The sequence below is a fragment of the Pseudomonas sp. SORGH_AS_0199 genome, from assembly GCF_031453735.1.
GTDB classification, from domain to species: Bacteria; Pseudomonadota; Gammaproteobacteria; order Pseudomonadales; family Pseudomonadaceae; genus Chryseomonas; species Chryseomonas aestiva.
This window is the reverse complement of the sequence record NZ_JAVJAE010000001.1, coordinates 1,366,463-1,383,068: the sequence shown is the minus strand read 5'-3', so window position 1 is coordinate 1,383,068 and position 16,606 is coordinate 1,366,463. Positions and strand designations below refer to the sequence as shown.

The 16,606-nt window shown below is 66.7% G+C and carries 17 protein-coding genes; 7 read left to right on the top strand and 10 right to left on the bottom strand.

Features of this window, described 5'->3' with window-relative positions:
* The first annotated feature begins 89 nt into the window (after window positions 1-89).
* From QE444_RS06500 to QE444_RS06490, 3 genes are all read left to right on the top strand, one after another.
* Window positions 90-1,463, top strand: a complete 1,374-nt coding sequence (locus QE444_RS06500; protein ID WP_273863139.1) for a cache domain-containing protein — start codon at window positions 90-92, stop codon at window positions 1,461-1,463.
* Window positions 1,460-2,098, top strand: coding sequence for a response regulator transcription factor (locus QE444_RS06495; RefSeq protein ID WP_187981170.1), 639 nt, complete (start codon window positions 1,460-1,462; stop codon window positions 2,096-2,098). The genes QE444_RS06500 and QE444_RS06495 overlap by 4 nt, the downstream gene beginning before the upstream one ends.
* Before the next feature lie 144 nt (window positions 2,099-2,242).
* A complete protein-coding gene (locus QE444_RS06490; protein ID WP_309737575.1) occupies window positions 2,243-2,608 on the top strand; it encodes a PilZ domain-containing protein in 366 nt (121 codons plus the stop codon).
* A gap of 254 nt (window positions 2,609-2,862) precedes the next feature.
* Here the strand turns inward: QE444_RS06490 and QE444_RS06485 are convergent, their stop codons facing one another.
* The 5 genes from QE444_RS06485 to QE444_RS06465 all read right to left on the bottom strand — a co-directional run bounded on the left by QE444_RS06485 (window position 2,863) and on the right by QE444_RS06465 (window position 6,091).
* The gene (locus QE444_RS06485) at window positions 2,863-3,573 is read right to left on the bottom strand and encodes a copper resistance protein B (RefSeq protein ID WP_285386806.1); all 711 of its coding nucleotides are present in this window, start codon (window positions 3,571-3,573) and stop codon (window positions 2,863-2,865) included.
* 86 nt (window positions 3,574-3,659) lie between these two features.
* Complete coding sequence (gene radA, locus QE444_RS06480; protein ID WP_017639095.1) at window positions 3,660-5,021, bottom strand: DNA repair protein RadA; 1,362 nt, start codon at window positions 5,019-5,021, stop codon at window positions 3,660-3,662.
* Window positions 5,022-5,136: 115 nt separating this feature from the next.
* Window positions 5,137-5,406, bottom strand: a complete 270-nt coding sequence (locus tag QE444_RS06475) for a hypothetical protein (RefSeq protein WP_309737574.1) — start codon at window positions 5,404-5,406, stop codon at window positions 5,137-5,139.
* A gap of 142 nt (window positions 5,407-5,548) precedes the next feature.
* Window positions 5,549-5,758, bottom strand: coding sequence for a hypothetical protein (locus tag QE444_RS06470; protein WP_183633565.1), 210 nt, complete (start codon window positions 5,756-5,758; stop codon window positions 5,549-5,551).
* 93 nt (window positions 5,759-5,851) lie between these two features.
* Complete coding sequence (locus QE444_RS06465; RefSeq protein ID WP_007162691.1) at window positions 5,852-6,091, bottom strand: YdcH family protein; 240 nt, start codon at window positions 6,089-6,091, stop codon at window positions 5,852-5,854.
* Window positions 6,092-6,317: 226 nt separating this feature from the next.
* Between QE444_RS06465 and mscL the strand changes: the two genes are divergently transcribed.
* Window positions 6,318-6,767: a large-conductance mechanosensitive channel protein MscL gene (gene mscL, locus QE444_RS06460; RefSeq protein ID WP_309737573.1), complete on the top strand. Its 450-nt coding sequence runs from the start codon at window positions 6,318-6,320 to the stop codon at window positions 6,765-6,767.
* Between the two features lie 169 nt (window positions 6,768-6,936).
* Here the strand turns inward: mscL and QE444_RS06455 are convergent, their stop codons facing one another.
* Both QE444_RS06455 and QE444_RS06450 read right to left on the bottom strand, forming a co-directional pair.
* The gene (locus QE444_RS06455) at window positions 6,937-8,490 is read right to left on the bottom strand and encodes a TerC family protein (RefSeq protein WP_187981165.1); all 1,554 of its coding nucleotides are present in this window, start codon (window positions 8,488-8,490) and stop codon (window positions 6,937-6,939) included.
* A 302-nt stretch (window positions 8,491-8,792) separates the two neighbouring features.
* Window positions 8,793-9,569: a ferredoxin--NADP reductase gene (locus QE444_RS06450; RefSeq protein ID WP_187981164.1), complete on the bottom strand. Its 777-nt coding sequence runs from the start codon at window positions 9,567-9,569 to the stop codon at window positions 8,793-8,795.
* Between the two features lie 72 nt (window positions 9,570-9,641).
* On the opposite strand from QE444_RS06450, the gene QE444_RS06445 reads away from it, so the two are divergent.
* From QE444_RS06445 to QE444_RS06435, 3 genes are all read left to right on the top strand, one after another.
* Window positions 9,642-10,772 (top strand): class I SAM-dependent methyltransferase, encoded by a 1,131-nt coding sequence (locus QE444_RS06445; RefSeq protein WP_280310859.1) that lies wholly within the window; start codon window positions 9,642-9,644, stop codon window positions 10,770-10,772.
* Window positions 10,773-10,800: 28 nt separating this feature from the next.
* Window positions 10,801-12,240, top strand: a complete 1,440-nt coding sequence (cls, locus tag QE444_RS06440) for a cardiolipin synthase (RefSeq protein WP_309737572.1) — start codon at window positions 10,801-10,803, stop codon at window positions 12,238-12,240.
* 79 nt (window positions 12,241-12,319) lie between these two features.
* The gene (locus tag QE444_RS06435; protein WP_309737571.1) at window positions 12,320-13,204 is read left to right on the top strand and encodes a hypothetical protein; all 885 of its coding nucleotides are present in this window, start codon (window positions 12,320-12,322) and stop codon (window positions 13,202-13,204) included.
* A gap of 185 nt (window positions 13,205-13,389) precedes the next feature.
* Here the strand turns inward: QE444_RS06435 and glsB are convergent, their stop codons facing one another.
* The 3 genes from glsB to QE444_RS06420 form a co-directional block, all read right to left on the bottom strand.
* The gene (gene glsB, locus QE444_RS06430) at window positions 13,390-14,304 is read right to left on the bottom strand and encodes a glutaminase B (RefSeq protein ID WP_405046462.1); all 915 of its coding nucleotides are present in this window, start codon (window positions 14,302-14,304) and stop codon (window positions 13,390-13,392) included.
* Window positions 14,305-14,380: 76 nt separating this feature from the next.
* A complete protein-coding gene (locus tag QE444_RS06425; RefSeq protein ID WP_273863147.1) occupies window positions 14,381-15,697 on the bottom strand; it encodes an ATP-binding protein in 1,317 nt (438 codons plus the stop codon).
* A 163-nt stretch (window positions 15,698-15,860) separates the two neighbouring features.
* Complete coding sequence (locus QE444_RS06420; protein WP_252977271.1) at window positions 15,861-16,589, bottom strand: response regulator transcription factor; 729 nt, start codon at window positions 16,587-16,589, stop codon at window positions 15,861-15,863.
* Between the last annotated feature and the right edge of the window lie 17 nt (window positions 16,590-16,606).

The following is a 16,606-nucleotide window of genomic DNA, read 5'->3' as shown; positions in this document are numbered from 1 at the left end:
ATCGGCGGCTCGACGCGACAGCGAAATTCGCAGAACTACCCAAGGCCCGCTACGTAGTTCTACGTAGCGGGCAGTCCGGACAGGTGCCGATGCAGCTCAAATACAAGATGGTTGCCCTCGGACTGCTGCCCCTGCTGCTGGCGGTGGCCGCGGTCTGCCTGGTGGTACTGGAACAGAGCCAGCGCCTGGGCGAGCAGCAGGCCCGGCTGCTCGAACACAGCATCCTCGGCAGCAAGAAGACCGAGTTGCGCAACTATGTGGAGATGGGCGTCAGCGCCATCCAGCCGCTGTACGGCAGCGGTCGCGACGACGAGGAGACCAAGGCCAGGGTACTGGCGTTGCTGGCCAGTCTGAACTTCGGCAGCGACGGCTATTTCTTCGTCTACGACCAGCATGGCCGCAATCTCATGCATCCACGCCAGCCCGAACTGGTCGGCCGGGATCTCTGGCAACTGACCGACGGTACCGGCCTGCTGGTGATCCAGGCGCTGCTCAGGAGCGCCCGGGAAGGCGATGGCTTCCAGCGCTATGGCTGGCAGAAGCCCTCCAGCGGGCAGATGGCGGAAAAGCTCGCCTACGTGACCCAGCTGCAACGCTGGGGCTGGGTGCTGGGCACCGGCCTCTACCTGGACGACGTGGACGCCGCCCTCGCCCAGGTCCGCCACGACGTGGCCGCCGGCATCCGCACCACCCTGCTGGCCAGCGCCGGGGTGGCCCTGGTGGCGGTGCTGCTGGTGTTCGCCGGCGGCCTGACGCTCAACGTCAGCGAGCACCGCCTGGCCGATCGCAAGCTCAAGCAGCTGACCCAGAGACTCATCACCTCCCAGGAAGAGGAAAGGTCGCGGCTGTCGCGCGAGTTGCATGACGGCATCAGCCAGTTGCTGGTGTCCATCAAGTTCCAGTTCGAACTGGCCAGCCGCGAACTGGGCGCGGGCAAGTCCGGCGCCGGCGAGACCCTGCGCGAGGGCACCCAGCGCCTGGCCGCCGCCATCGGCGAGATCCGCCGCATCTCCCACGACCTGCACCCTTCCCTGCTGGACACCCTCGGCCTGCCTGCCGCACTCGGCCAGCTGGTGGAGGAATTCCGCCAACGCAGCGGCCTGGACGTGGACTATCGGCAGACCCTGGACGACAGTCCCGCCGGCGGCGACATGGACGTCGCCCTGTTTCGCATCGTCCAGGAGGCGCTGACCAACATCGAGCGCCACGCCGCGGCCCGGCGCGTGGTCATCGACCTGCAACGCCGCGGTCGCTGGATCTGCCTGACCGTGCACGACGACGGCCGCGGTTTCGATACCGGCCAGGTGGAGCGCCTCAGCGGCGGCATCGGCCTGCGCAACATCCGCGAGCGGGTGGAGCTGTTCGGGGGTCGCTGCGCCATCCAGTCCGGACCCGGCGGCACGACCCTCGACGTGGTTCTGCTACGCTCGGACCTCCCGGCCGACGAGGAAAGCCCGACATGACGCCCATCCGCATCCTCCTGGTCGACGACCATGCCCTGGTCCGCGCCGGCGTGCGGGCGCTGCTGGGAACCATCGAGCGCTTCGTCGTGGTCGGCGAGGCCGGCAGCGGCGCGGAGGCCCTCGACCTGCTGGCGCGCCTCGATCCGGACATCCTGCTGGTGGACATCGGCCTCAAGGACATCAATGGCCTGGAGCTGACCGCCCTGATCGCCGAGCGCGCACCCCGCGCCCGGGTACTGATCCTGAGCATGTACGACAATCGCGAGTACGTAAGCACCTCGCTGCGGGTCGGCGCGGCCGGCTATGTACTCAAGGATGCACCCTCGGAGGAGATCATCGCTGCGGTGGAAGCCCTGGCGGTCGGCGGCCGCTTCTACAGCAGCGCCATCGCCGCCCGCCTGGGCGAAGGGGGCGCCAGCGAGGGCGACCTCACGCCGCGGGAACGCCAGGTGTTGCTGCTGATGGCCCAGGGTCTCAACAACAAGACCATGGCCCAGCAACTGGGGCTCAGCGTGCGCACGGTGGAGACCCATCGCCTGAGCATCCGCCGCAAGCTGGACATCCAGAAGCCGGCCGACCTGGTCCGCCATGCACGTGAGTACGGCTGGCGCCCCGAGGGCACGTCCAGCGTCTGACCAAGGCCACTGCTCGCATCCTGGCGACCAATGAGCCCTCTCGCTGTGGCTCCGCTGGCCGCAGCCGGCTACCCTTCCAGGCGCAGTCGATACGGGACGGCCACGGTCGTCTACAGTGATCAGGAAACCTCAGGAAGCCTTTCCATGAACGACACCAACGAGCGTCGCCGCTTTACCCGCTTCACCTTCGATGCCCCTGCGCAGTTGCACCAGGGTGAGCACCAGTGGGCAGCGCCCGTCGACGACATCTCGCTCAAGGGCGTGCTGCTGGCGCGGCCCGCCGACTGGTCGGCCCAGCCAAGCGCCACCTATGAACTGCGCGTCCTGCTGAACGACGAGGCCCAGGTGAAGATGGGCGTGGAGCTGGTGCGGGAAACTCCCGAGCAGCTGGCCTTCGCCTGCCGCCAGATCGACCTGGATTCCATCAGCCACCTGCGCCGCCTGGTGGAGCTGAACCTGGGCGACGAGACCCTGCTGGAGCGCGAGCTGGCGGCATTGGGCACGCCCTGAGCACCTGGGTGGGTTGGGTTGAGCGAAAGCGAAACCCAAGGCGCGAGGCTCAGCCCTGGCTGTCGGGCTTCGACGATGAGGCCATCTCAACCCAACCTGTAACGGTAGCCTTGTAGGTTGGGTTGAGCGAAAGCGAAGCCCAACGGAGCGCGAGGCTCAGCCCTGGCTGTTGGGCTTCGACGATGAAGCCGTCTCAACCCAACCTACACGGTAGCCTCGTAGGTTGGGTTGAGCGAAAACGAAGTCCAACGGGTTTAGAACTCCAGATGCAGACCCACCACCAGGCGCGCGTCGTGGGTGTCTTCGCCCTCTTCCCGCGCCATGGCGGCGGTATTGCCATGGGTGGCGTTCCAGGACACCCCGACATAGGGCGCGACCTCCGGGGTCACCTGGTATCTCAGGCGCAAGCCTGCCTCGCTTTCGGCAAAGCCGGCGCCCTGGCCGCGGGACTCGTCGTTGCGACCGTAGAAGTTGAGCTCGGTATGGGGCTGGAGGATCAGCCGCTGGGTCAGGGCCCAGTCGTATTCGGCTTCCAGGCGCAGGGAGGTCTGGCTGTTCTCGCCGAAGAAGGCGGTGATCTCGATGTCGAGATCCTCGGGATCGTGCTCCTGGATGCCCAGGGCGGCCCAGGTCTGTGGCGAGCCGGGTTTGAAATCCTGGCGAATGCCGGCCACGCTGCCCCAGCCCTTGGCCAGGCTGTGTCCCCAGAGCGCCTGCACCTCGGCCTGCTCGGTGTGGCCGTTGCTGCGCTCGCCCTGGCTGCGGAAATCCAGGCGATTGGCACCACCGCCCAGCGCCCAGCCCTCCAGATCCCAATTGAAGACGCTGCCTTCGTCGGCATGCTGCCACTCCAGCTGATCCACCTCCAGGCTGGCCGGGGCGGAGCTGCTGGGATCGGCGGCCTGGACCAGGCCACTGGTGGCAAGGGTGGCAAGGAACAGGGAAAGCGGGAGCAGACGAGGCATGGCGGGTATCCGGGTTCGTGGAAGCGCCCGATAGACCACCCTGCCCCGCCGAGAGTTTTAAAAAATATTACAAATGCTGCCCAGGGCTATTCGAAGAGCGCATCCAGCGCCTGCTCGAGGCGGGTCACCGCGACTACCTGCAGACCGGGCGGCGGATCCTTGGGAGCATTGCCCTTGGGTACGATGGCACGCTTGAAGCCATGCTTGGCGGCTTCCTTGAGGCGCTCCTGGCCACTGGGCACCGGGCGGATCTCGCCGGACAGGCCGATCTCGCCGAACACCAGCAGGTCGTGCGGCAGGGCGCGGTCTCTCAGGCTGGAGATCACCGCCGACATCAGTGCCAGATCCACCGCCGTCTCCAGCACCTTGACCCCACCGACCACGTTGATGAAGACGTCCTGGTCGTAGGTGGGAATGCTGCCATGGCGGTGCAGCACCGCCAGCAGCATGGCCAGGCGATTCTGGTCGAGGCCCACGGTGACCCGGCGCGGATTGGCCAGGTGACTGGTGTCCACCAGGGCCTGCACCTCTACCAGCATCGGCCGCGAGCCCTCCCAGGTCGCCATGACCACGCTGCCGGCCACCGCTTCCTGGGCACGGTTGAGAAAGATCGCCGAGGGGTTGGAGACTTCCTTGAGGCCCTTGTCGGTCATGCCGAACACGCCCAGTTCGTTGACCGCGCCGAAGCGGTTCTTGACCGCTCGCAGCATGCGCAGACGGCCGTCGGACTCGCCCTCGAAATAGAGCACGGTGTCGACCATGTGCTCGAGCACCCGCGGCCCGGCCAGGGCGCCTTCCTTGGTGACGTGGCCGACCAGGAAGATGGCGGTGCCGGTCTGCTTGGCGAATCTCACCAGCAGCGCCGCGCTCTCGCGTACCTGGGCCACGCCGCCGGGAGCGGACTGCAGCTGTTCGGTGAAGATGGTCTGGATGGAGTCGATCACCATGACCCGCGGCTTTTCCTGGCGGGCGGTGGCGACGATGGTCTCGATGCAGGTCTCGGTCATGACCTTGAGCTTGTCTTCCGGCAGCCCCAGGCGGCGGGCGCGCATGGCCACCTGCTGTTGGGATTCCTCGCCGGTGACATAGAGCGCCGGCATGCGCGCCGCCAGGTGGCAGAGGGTCTGCAGCAGGATGGTGGACTTGCCGATGCCGGGATCGCCGCCGATCAGCACCACGGAGCCATCCACCAGGCCGCCCCCCAACACCCGGTCGAGTTCGGTGGAGTCGGTGGTGAAGCGCGGGGTCTCCTCGACGCTGACCTCGGCCAGGGTCTTGATGGTCGCCTGCGCCCCGGCCCAGCCGGCGCGACCGGAAGGGACGGCGGAGGTCTCGACGACGGTTTCCACCAGGGTGTTCCAGGCACCGCACTCGCCGCACTGACCCGCCCACTTGGGAAAGGTGGCGCCGCATTCGGTGCAGCCGTAGAGACGCTTGGCCTTGGCCATGGCGAAGTTCTCCAGTCGAGAAAGGAAGATTCCCAGCATATCACGACTGGATGCATGGACAGTAAAAAGGCGCGATCCCGGGGGAGCGCGCCTCTCTCAAAAGCGGGCTTGAGCCTTAGTTGCCCTCGCCACCCGGCTGACGCAGCATGGTCAGGGCCTGGTTGGCCTGGGCAATGCACTTCTTCTCGTCGCCGGCCTTCTGTGCCTCCATGGCGCTCTTGCGGAAACCGGCGATCTGCTGGGCCTGGGAACTGCCCGGGCCGATCATGCTGGTCTTCATCTTGCTGGCATCGTCCAGCTTCTGCAGCTGGACCGCGCACAGATCCTTGGCGAATACGGGTGCAGCGGCGAACATCATCAGGGCGATCAGGGCGGTACGCTTCATGGGGACATCCTCGTTGGGAGGGCCAGGTAGGCCGGATAAACCTCGCTCACCCGGCGAAATTCGCCTGGGGTACCCCATTGACCGCCAGGTACCGCCGGTCGTTCAGCGCCTGGTCATCAGTGTCTGCCGCGAGGTTCTGGCGCTAGTGCTTGAGCGTCGACACCATCTCCACGTCGCCCCGTAGCCAGACCGGCAATGCCTGCTGCCAGCGCTCCTGTTCGAGCAGCTGCAGGTTGGCCAGCAGGCGGCTGTATTCGGCGAATTCGAGTTGTACGCGACGGCGCTGGGCTTCCACGGCCGCCTCGGTAATCCACAGGTGCCACTGCTGGTACATCGCCACTTCGTCGGTCATCGGTCCTCTCCTGGGAGGCCATGATGGCAACGCCGGCGGCCCTTGCCAATCGCATAAACGTGGGCTCGGCACCAAGGGCCGAGCCCGGCACGGCTAGGACGGGTATTTCAGCTGTTGAGCGATCTTGTCCTTGAGCAGGACCCGTTCGCGCCGCAGGCGACCCAGTTCCTCGTCGCCGCTGGATTCTTCCACCTCCTCCAGATCGAGGATCTGCTGGTCGAGCTTGGCGTAGTCTTCCAGCAGCTTGGCAAAGGCCGCATCGGTCTGGGGACGGCTGTCCAGCTGCTCGGCGTATTCGGGAAAGTCTTTGTGCAGGTCGTGTTTGGCAACCATCAGGGGCTCCTTGGGGGCGAGAAGTGGAAGTCGCGAGGGCTGCAGCCCTCGGCGTACAAGGGTGGACCCGGCCCCTTCGACAAAGTGCGACAGCCAAGACCAGCTGCCGATTTCGCGGCGATTTGCCGCTGCCGGGGAACCTCCGGACCGCTCGCAGGGTTCCAAACCCGAGCGAAGCGAGCACAATCGTCTATCGTCTCTTCGAAACCATCCAAAGGAGTGCAGCATGAGCATCATTGCCGAGTTCAAGAAATTCGCCATGAGAGGCAACGTGGTCGACCTGGCGGTCGGCATCATCCTGGGCGCGGCTTTCGGCAAGATCGTGTCGTCCTTTGTGGCCGACATCATCACGCCGCCGCTGGGCCTGTTGCTGGGGGGCGTGGATTTTTCGCAGCTGGCGATCACCCTGCGCGCGGCCATGGGCGACCAGCCGGCGGTGGTGATGTCCTATGGCAAGTTCCTGCAGACCATCTTCGACTTCGTGATCATCGCCTTCGCCATCTTCATGGCGATCAAGGTGCTCAACCGCCTGCGTCTGCATCAGGAGGCCGCCCCGTCCGGTCCAACCAAGGACCAAGTCCTGCTGACCGAGATCCGTGACCTGCTGAAGGAACAGAACAGCCAGGCGACCGCGGCCCCTGTGGTGAAGCAGGAACCGCCGGTCAACCCGCTGTAAGCCTTTCAAAGGCGGCTGCGCGTCGGCCAACCTGCGTTGAAAATGGCCTGGGTCGCCAGCCCGGTCGGAATGCTCATTTACGACTTGTAAACTCCGCTTCCTCAGCCATTTTCGCCTTGTTTGACTCTAGCTCGCAGCCTTTGAACAGGCTTACACAACGCCCGCCTCGCTAGGAGGCGGGTCGCTCCAGGCGGATCCAGCCGATCCGCCGATCCTTGACCGACTCCACCGTCAGCTGCCAGCCCTGGTATTCCAGGCGATCGCCGGCCACCGGCAGGCGCCCCAGCAGGTCCACCACCAGGCCGCCGAGAGTTTGGTAGTCCTCGTTTTCGGCGATCTGGAAGCCGGTGCGCTGCGCCAGTGGATGCAGCGTCAGGCCACCGCTGGCGCGATAGCCGTTTTCCACCTTTTCCAGCTCCGGCAGGCTGTCCTCGCTGGCATCCGGCAGTTCGCCGGCGATGGCCTCGAGAATGTCGGTCAGGGTCAGCAAGCCTTCGAAGCCGCCGAACTCGTTGACCACAAAGGCCACGTGGGTCGAGGCCGCACGCAGTTGCTCCAGGGCGCTGAGCACCGAGGCCTGGGCCGGCAGATGGATGGGTGTACGTACGCGATTGCGCAGGTCGGGGGTCTGCCCCTGCAGGATGTCGGTGAACAACTCCTTCTTGTGCACGTAGCCCAGGGGTTCATCGATATTGCCGTTGACCACCAGCGGCAGGCGCGAGTGGGCCGAGGCCAGCAACTGCTCGCGCAGGCGCTCCGGGGCGGCATCGGCATCGAGGATGTCGACGTCGGCGCGGGCGGTCATCACCGTGCGCACCGGGCGCTCGCCCAGTTGCAGCACACCACTGATCATCAGCCGCTCGCGGCGATCGAAGATCGGGCCTTCGCCCTTCTCGCCGTCCATCAACTCGGCGATGTCCTCGTCCACCTCGTCTTCGCGCAGGCGACCGCCCAGCAGGCGCAGCACGGCCTGGGAGGTCCGCTCGCGCATGCCGAGGCGCTCGTGCAACTGGCGCTTGCGCTTCCAGCGCACCACCTGGTTGGCCAGCTCGATGAGGATCGAGAAGCCGATGGCGGCATAGAGATAGCCCTTGGGAATGTGGAAGCCCAGGCCTTCGGCGGTCAGGCTCAGACCGATCATCATCAGGAAGCCCAGGCACAGCATGATCACCGTGGGGTGGGCGTTGACGAAGGCGGTCAGCGGCTTGCTCGCCACCAGCATCAGACCGATGGAGATGATCACGGCGATCATCATCACGCTCAGGTGCTCGACCATGCCCACGGCGGTGATGACGGCGTCCAGCGAGAACACGGCGTCGAGCACCACGATCTGCGCGACCACCGGCCAGAAGGCCGCGTAGGCGCGATTGCCCCCGGTCTTGTGGGTATGGCCCTCGATCCGTTCGTGCAACTCGGTGGTGGCCTTGAACAGCAGGAAGATACCGCCGAACAGCATGATGAGGTCACGACCGGAGAAGGCCTTGCCGAAGACCTCGAACAGCGGTTCGGTGAGGGTCACCATCCAGGAAATGCTGGCCAGCAGGCCCAGGCGCATGATCAGCGCCAGCGACAGGCCGATCACCCGCGCCCTGTCACGCTGCGCGGGCGGCAGCTTGTCGGCGAGGATGGCGATGAAGACCAGGTTGTCGATGCCCAGGACGATTTCCAGGACGATCAGGGTAAGCAGTCCCAACCAGGCGGTGGGATCGGCGATCCATTCCATCAGCAGCGGACCTCCGTCTGAAGGGGCCGAACGGCCACGGAGGGGATAAGGCGGGAGGGGGTGTCAGCCGCACCTGGCACAGGGGCCGGGGGCGGCTCGGATCTGTCACTGCTCATCGGAACTCGAAAGGTAGCCTTGGAAATTCCGATCCTAGAGCAAGGCGGGCCCAAAACTAAAGGCCCAACCTTTTCCAATTGTGAAGAAAACGTAAAGACGCCGGTGCGCCGGGTGTGGTGTTTTAGAAGTACACGCAAAAATCGCCGTCAAAATTGTGCAGTGACTTCTGAAACACCGCACCCTATCTACCAGTAGTTCTCCACCGCCACCTGGCCGGGTCGGCGACTCAGGGCCAGCTGCAGATCGCGGGTCTTGAGCAACTGGCGGGTGTCGTCGACCATCTCCGGATTGCCGCAGATGAGGATGCGCGAGTGCTCGGGCGAGAGTTCGACGCCAGCGGCGCGTTCCAGCTCGCCGTTCTCGATCAGGGTGGTGATGCGGCCACGCAGGGCGCCGGGATGCTCCTCGCGAGTGACCACGGGTACATAGACCAGGCGGTCGGTGAGGCCTTCGAGGTGTTCCACCTCGCCGTAACCGCGGATGACGGCCTGGTAGGCCAGGTCGCGGGCTTCGCGCACGCTGTAGACCAGCACGATGCGCTCGAAGCGCTCCCAGGTGTCGGGTTCCTGCAGCATCGACAGGAAGGGCGCCAGACCGGTGCCGGTGGCCAGCAGCCAGAGGTCGCGACCGCCGCCGAATCTCTCCAGGGTGAGATAGCCGTAGGGCTGCTTTTCCACCAGCAGTTCGTCGCCCTCGCGCAGGCGGCTCAGCTCGCTGGTGAAGGCGCCGCCCGGCACCACGATGGAAAAGAATTCGAGGAAGTCGTCGTGGGGTGCCGAGACCATGGAGTAGGCCCGCCAGACGATGTCGCCATCGGCCTTGCGCACGCCCAGCCGGGCGAACTGGCCGGCGCGAAAGCGATAGCGCGGGTCGCGGGTGGTCCTCAGGCTGAAGAGGTTATCGCTCCAGGGCCAGACGGCGGTGATCGTCTCGCGGGTGAACTTGTCTTCGGTGGCGGTCATACTGGCCTCTTTTTCCCGATTGCCTGGCGCCATTGTCCCGCAGTGAGCCGCCGATAAACACCGACAGAAACCATGCCTTCTCTCGTCTCGCCCTTCGCCACCCTAGAACTCGACCGCCAGCCACCACGCCGCGACGATCCCCTGCAGGCCTTCGACGCCGCCGACGAATACCTGCTGCAACAGGTCGCGGAGGATGGCCTGGACCCCGCCGCCCGGGTGCTGGTGCTCAACGACGGCTTCGGCGCCCTGGCCGCCAGCCTCGCCACTCATGCCCGGGTGACCTCCAGTGGCGACTCGCACCTGGCGGCCCTGGCGCTGGTAGCCAACCTGGCGCGCAACGGCCTTGCCGCCGAGGCGGTGACCTTCGTCCCGGCCAGCGAGGCGACCGGCGGTCCCTTCGATCTGGTGCTGATACGGGTGCCCAAGACCCTGGCGTTGCTGGAGGAACAACTGATCCGCCTGCACGGCCAGCTGGCGCCCGGTGCGCGGGTGATCGCCGCCGGCATGCTCAAGCACCTGCCCCGCGCCGCCGGCGACCTGCTGGAGCGGCATATCGGCCCGGTGCAGGCGTCGCTGGCGGTGAAGAAGGCGCGGCTGCTGACCGCCACGCCCGAGGCGCGACCAGCGGTGACCTCGCCCTACCCGACTGGTTATCGCCTGGATGCACCGCCGCTGACCCTGGTCAACCACGCCAACGTCTTTTGCCGCGAGGGTCTGGATATCGGCACCCGTGCCTTCCTCCCGCACCTGCCTCAGCAACTGGGCCAGGCCCGGATAGCCGATCTCGGTTGCGGCAACGGCGTGCTGGCACTGGCCTGTGGCCTGGCCAATCCGGAGGCGCAATTCACCCTGGTGGATGAGTCCTACATGGCGGTGCAGTCGGCACGGGAGAACTGGACCGCGGCCTTCGGCGACCGGCCGGTGGCGATCCGCGCGGCCGACGGCCTGGCCGACCAGCCGCCGCGGTCGCTGGACCTGATCCTCTGCAACCCGCCGTTCCACCAGCAGCAGGTGGTGGGTGACTTCCTCGCCTGGCGCATGTTCCAGCAGGCGCGAGCGGCGCTGACCGAGCAGGGCGAACTCTGGCTGGTGGGCAATCGCCACCTGGGTTACCACGCCAAACTCAAGCGGCTGTTCAGACGCGTCGAACAGATCGCGGCCACCCCGAAATTCGTGGTGCTCAGGGCGGTCCAACCTCTCTGACATCCACCCCGGAGCGAGAGCTGCCCGCGTGCCTTCCCTGCCCCTCGATCTCCACTACATCGCCCTGGTCCTCGAACTGATCGGCATCAGCGCGGCGATCCACGCCATCATCACGGTGCGTACCGCCCAGGGCGCCATGGCCTGGGCCATGGCGCTGGTGTTCATGCCCTTCCTCAGCCTGATCCCCTATCTGGTCTTTGGCCGGCGGCGCTTCGACAGCTATGTGAAGGCGCGGCGCCAGGCCGACGAGGAGATGGCGCGGCAGGCCGCCGAGCTGGACTGGCGGCCCTGGATCGCCGAGGCCATGGCCGCCCAGCAGTGCAGCGCGGCCAATCGCAAGCTCAGGGCCATGACCGCCCTCACCGGTACCCCCTGCGTCGCCAACAATCAGGTGCGCCTGCTGATCAACGGCGAGGAAACCTTCGCCGCCATCCTCACGGCCATCCGCGGTGCACAGAAGGTGGTGCTGGTGCAGTTCTTCATCATCCACGACGACGCCCTCGGCCTGGCCCTGCAGAACACCCTGCTCGACCGGGCCCGCGCCGGGGTCCAGGTCTTTCTGCTGTACGACGCCATCGGCAGCCATGCCCTGCCGCGCGCCTATGTGGAAAAGCTGCGCGAGGCCGGTTGCGAGGTGAAGGGCTTCAGCAACAGACGCGGGCTGATCAACCGTTTCCAGGTCAACTTCCGCAATCACCGCAAGATCGTCATCGTCGATGGCGAGGTGGGCTTTACCGGCGGGCTCAACGTCGGTGACGAATACATGGGCCTCAAGCCGCCCCTGGCGCCCTGGCGCGATACCCACCTGGAAATGCGCGGCCCGGCCCTGGCCACCCTGCAGGAGACCTTCGCCCAGGACTGGTACTGGGTCACCCGGCGGCTGCCCACCCTGCTGCTGCCGGAACGCTACGAAGAGGGCGGTGTGCTCTGCCAGGTGGTACCCAGCGGGCCGGCGGACGACCAGGAGACCTGCTCGCTGTTCTTTGTCGAGGCCATCCACTCGGCGCGCCACCGGGTCTGGATCACCACGCCCTATTTCATCCCTGACGAAGCCGTTTCGGCCGCGCTGCGCCTGGCTGCCCTGCGCGGGGTCGACGTGCGCATCCTGCTGCCCTCGCGACCGGACCACAAGGTGGTCTATGCCGCCTCCTACCTCTATGCCTTCGAAGCGGTGCATGCCGGGGTGCGGGTGTTCCGCTACGGACCGGGCTTCCTGCACCAGAAGGTGGTGCTGATCGATGAGGACGTGGCCGCGGTGGGCAGCGCCAACCTGGACAACCGCTCCTTCCGCCTCAACTTCGAGGTCATGGTGATGGTGATGGACGTCGCCTTCGCCTGGGAGGTGCGTAAGATGCTGGAACAGGACTTCAGTCGCTCCCGCGAACTCACCCCCGAGGACAACACCGCCCTGCGCCGCTGGCGGCGGGTGGCCATGCGGGTGGCGCGGGTGTTTTCGCCGGTGCTCTAGGGCCTCGGAACCCGCTCTGCGACGGCTCGGTCCGATAGCTCATGGCGCCACGCCCGGAGCGCCCCCGGAGTCACCTGCCATGCCATTCTTTTCGCCCCTGCGTTGCGTCTGCCTGCTGGCAGGTGGTCTGGCTCTGACGGCCACCGCCGCGCCGCGCAGCGTGCCCTCCATCGAAAGCGAAGACGCCGCCCTGGGCAGCGTGGAGGTCAGCGAAAACTCCGGGCGCTTCCATCCGCAACTGGGCTTGGACGTGCGCAACGGCGACTTCTCCCGCGGCAACTACGATGACGACGCAGCCAGCCTCGACCGCATCCCCTTGCACCTGCAGGCGGGCTTCGCGCTGGATCTGCACCAGGGAAGCGACGGCGTAGCCGATGCCTGGCTGGTGTTCAGCAGCAGCAACGGCCTGCACAGCCCGTCCAGCGAGGAACGGGTCAGCCCGCGGCGCTGGTACGAGAGCAACAACCTGGTGGGCCTGGTGGTGTCACCGGCCGAGGGTCTGAGGGTCGGCTTCGTCTACACGGTCAAAAGCAGCCCCAACGACGTCGCCGCCACCACGCAAGAGGCCAGCCTGACCCTGGCCTACCAGGCCGATACGGGCCTGGGTGCCTGGCGCCCGGGACTTGCGGTGACCACCCGCACCCAGGGTGACAGCGGTCTCTACACCCAGGGCAGCCTGGAACCAGGCCTGGATCTCTCGGCCAGCGGCCTGCGTCTGAGCTTCCCCAGCGCCCTGGGGGTGGGCTGGAACGGCTTCTATGGAGCGGACTCCGGCGACCGCCTCTATGCGCGCACCGGCCTGGCCCTGGAACAGCCCTTTCGCTGGGGCGAGACGCGCTGGAGCGCTCGCGCCGAAGCCCTGGCGCTCTATCGCGACGGCGCCCTGCGCGACCTGAGCGGTCCGGAGGGCGAGACCGACGGCGTGGTGCCCCAGGTGACCCTCAGTCTATCCATGGCCTATTAGAAGCTGTTCACGATCTCGCGAGCTAGAGCCAAACAAGGCCTAGGCGGCCCCGCGAAAAGGCCTGAGGAAGCGGACCGGGCTCGCGCTCGAGTTTACTCGTCGTAAATGCGCATTCCGGCGGGGCTGGCCTTCCAGGGGCTTTTCAACGCCGTTTGGCCAACGCGCAGCAGATCGTGAATAGCTTCTTAGCCCAGCGGCGCCACGCCCAGCCCTTCCACCAGGGTCTCCAGGGCGCGCAGGCCGGCGACCGAGTTGCCGTAGCTGTCCAGCCGGGGCGACCAGACGCAGATGCTCATCTGCCCGGGCACGATGGCGACGATGCCACCCCCTACCCCGCTCTTGCCCGGCAGGCCGACGCGCCAGGCGAAGTCGCCCGCCGCATCGTAGAGGCCGCAGGTCAGCAGCAGGGCGTTGAGCTGGCGGGTCTGCTGGGGCGTCACCACGGCCTGGCCATCCTGGGGATTGACCCCGCCGTTGGCGAGAAAGGCGAAGGCGCGGGCCACGTCGACGCAACTCATCGCCAGGGCGCAGCCGTGGAAATAGACGTCGAGGACGTCATCGACCTCGCTATGGAAATTACCGTAGGCCTTCATCAGATAGGCCAGGGCGGCGTTGCGCGCCTTGTGGTCCATCTCCGAGCGGGCCACGCGGTCGTCGAAGTTGATCGCCGGATTGCCGGCCAGGCGCCGCGCCTGCTCGCGCATCATCCAGTGGATCGACATGATGCGCGACACCAGCAGTTCGCAGACCTGCACGGCGCCGGCGTTGATGAAGGGATTGCGTGGCACGCCCTTCTCTTCTTCCAGCTGCGCCATGGAATTGAAGGCATGGCCGGAGGGCTCGCGGCCGACGCGGGTCCAGATGTCCGGCTCGTCCAGGCGCTGCATGGCGATCACCAGGTTGAGTACCTTGGAGATGGACTGGATGGAAAAGGCCGTGTCGGCCGCCCCGGCGCGCCAGACCTGGCCCTTGACGTCGCAGACGGCGATGCCGAACTGATCCGGTGCCACTTCGGCCAGGGCCGGGATGTAGTCGGCCACCGCGCCTTCGCCGAAATGGCGCGGCGCGGCGGCGGCGATACGGTCGAGCAGGGGTTGCAGCGGCTGGCGGTCGAAGGGCTCTGCCATGACGATTCCGAAACGGGCGGGGGCGCCAAGTGTAGGGGCCGCGGCGGCCTCAGGCGAGCCCCAGGCGCGGCTGCAGCGGCAGGCGGATCTCGAACCGGGCGCCACACCCAGCGCCGGTGCTCAGGTCCAGGCGGCCACCCTGGTTTGCCACTGCGCGACGGCTGATGGCCAGGCCCAGGCCGAAGCCGCCGGTGGCGCGGTCGCGACTGCGATCCAGCCGGTAGAAGGGCTCGAAGACCCGTTCGCGCTCCACCGCGGGAATGCCTTCGCCGTCGTCCTCGACAGCGATCAGCAGCTCTTCGCCGTCGCCGCGGACCGTTACCCAGACCTCGCGCTGGCCATAGCGCAGGGCGTTGCCGAGCAGATTCTGCAGGGCACGGGCGGTGAGGCGAGGCGCCAGCTCCACTCGCCTGGGCGCCTGCGTCACGTCCAGGTGCACCTCGAGTCCGCGGCGCTCCTGCTCCTCGGCGAAGTCGGCCAGCACGCTGTCGAGAAAGGCCTCGAGTTCCAGATTCAGGCGTTCGGGCGGCTGCTGGCTGCTCTGCAGGCGGGCGAAGGACAGCAATTCGTCGACCAGGGCATCCAGTTCGCGAACGTGACGCACCAGTTGCTCCAGCTGCCGCTGGGTCTCGGCCGGCAGCGGATCGGCCTGCAGCAGCGCCAGGCCGAACTCCAGGCGTGACAGCGGTGTGCGCAATTCATGGGAGACGGCGTTGAGCAGGTCGCGCTGCTGGACGATCAGCGCCTCCAGCTCCTGGGCCATGTCATCGAAGGCCCGCGCTACCTCGCCGATGTCCGAGCGCGGCGAGATGGCGGTGCGTTCGCCCAGATGGCCCTTGCCCAGGCGCGCCGCGGTACGCCGCAGCCGTTCCAGGTCACGCCAGTGCGGTCTCAGCCAGACGTAGAGACAGACCAGCAGCGCGGCGCCGATCAGGGCGTTCATGGCCCAGTAGGTCAGGGCGATGTCGGTGGGCGCCTCGGGGATGCCGACCCAGAGCACCTGAGCCGCCGGCAGCGGCACCAGGGCCGCGCTGGGCTCGCCATAGTCGCCCAGGCGCACCTGCCGCTCGCCGGCTTCGAGCGCCCTGCGCTCGGCAACGGTGAAGACCGGATCCTCGAGCGCGACCAGGCGCAGGGTGATGGGCGCCAGATCCGTGGCCAGTTCCTGCTGCACCGCCGGCCAGCGCTCCGGCGGCGTGGTGACGAAGGCGCGCTGCGCCAGGCTGAGCGGGCCGTGCAACTGCTCCAGGGCGTAGCGGCTGTAACGTTCGTCGAACACCCTGATCAGCGCCTCGGGCACCAGGTAGCTGGCGGCACCGTAGGTCACCAGCAGGATGAGGTAGAGGCGGACGAGGATCTTGAGCATCAAGTGTGGTGCCTCAGAAGTTCGCGCAAGAATTGGCGAGTGATTTTTGCTTATGGGCTAGGCGCCGCGACGAGTCATAGCAGGGCTATGGCGAGGAGGGGCAACGACGCTCAGAATCAAAAAGCGCCGCCAAAATTGTGCAGTTAACTTCTGAGACACCACACTAGTCCCACTCGGCCCGGGAGAGCAGATAACCCTTGCCCCAGACGGTCTTGATCCGCCGGGCTTCGCCGGGATGCTCCTCGAAACGCCGGCGCAGCTTGGAGATGGCCACGTCCACCGAACGGTCGACGCCGTTGAATTCGATGCCGCGCAATTGCTGGATCAGTTGGTCGCGACTGAGTACCTCGCCGGCATGGCGCATGAGGATCGCCAGCAGGTTGAATTCGGTGGACGACACCTCCACCAGCTGGTCGCGCCACCAGACCTGACGCTCGCCCGGCAGCAGTTGCAGCTGACCGATCGTCAGACGGTCATCGGCAGGCGCCTCGACCAGCTGGCAGCGGCGCAGCAGGGTGCGGATGCGTGCCAGCAGCACCCGCGGTTCGCAGGGCTTGCTGACGTAGTCGTCGGCGCCGATCTCCAGCCCCAGCACCTGGTCGTGGCTGTCGTCCAGGGCGGTGAGCATCAGGATCGGCAGGCTCGGCTGGGTCGCGCGCAGCTGGCGACAGACCTGCAGGCCGTCCAGCCCGGGCAGCATGACGTCGAGCACCACCAGCTGTGGGCGCAGTCGCTGCACCGCGGCCAGGGCTTCGTCGCCGCGACCGATCACCGTCACGGCATAGCCCTGGCGACCCAGGTAGGTGGCGATGAGCTCGGCCAGGGCGGTGTCGTCTTCGACGATGAGCAAGGGGATCACGGCAGGTCTTCGTGGCGGGCAAGTGCCGAGCATAGCCGAGCCCCGGGCGG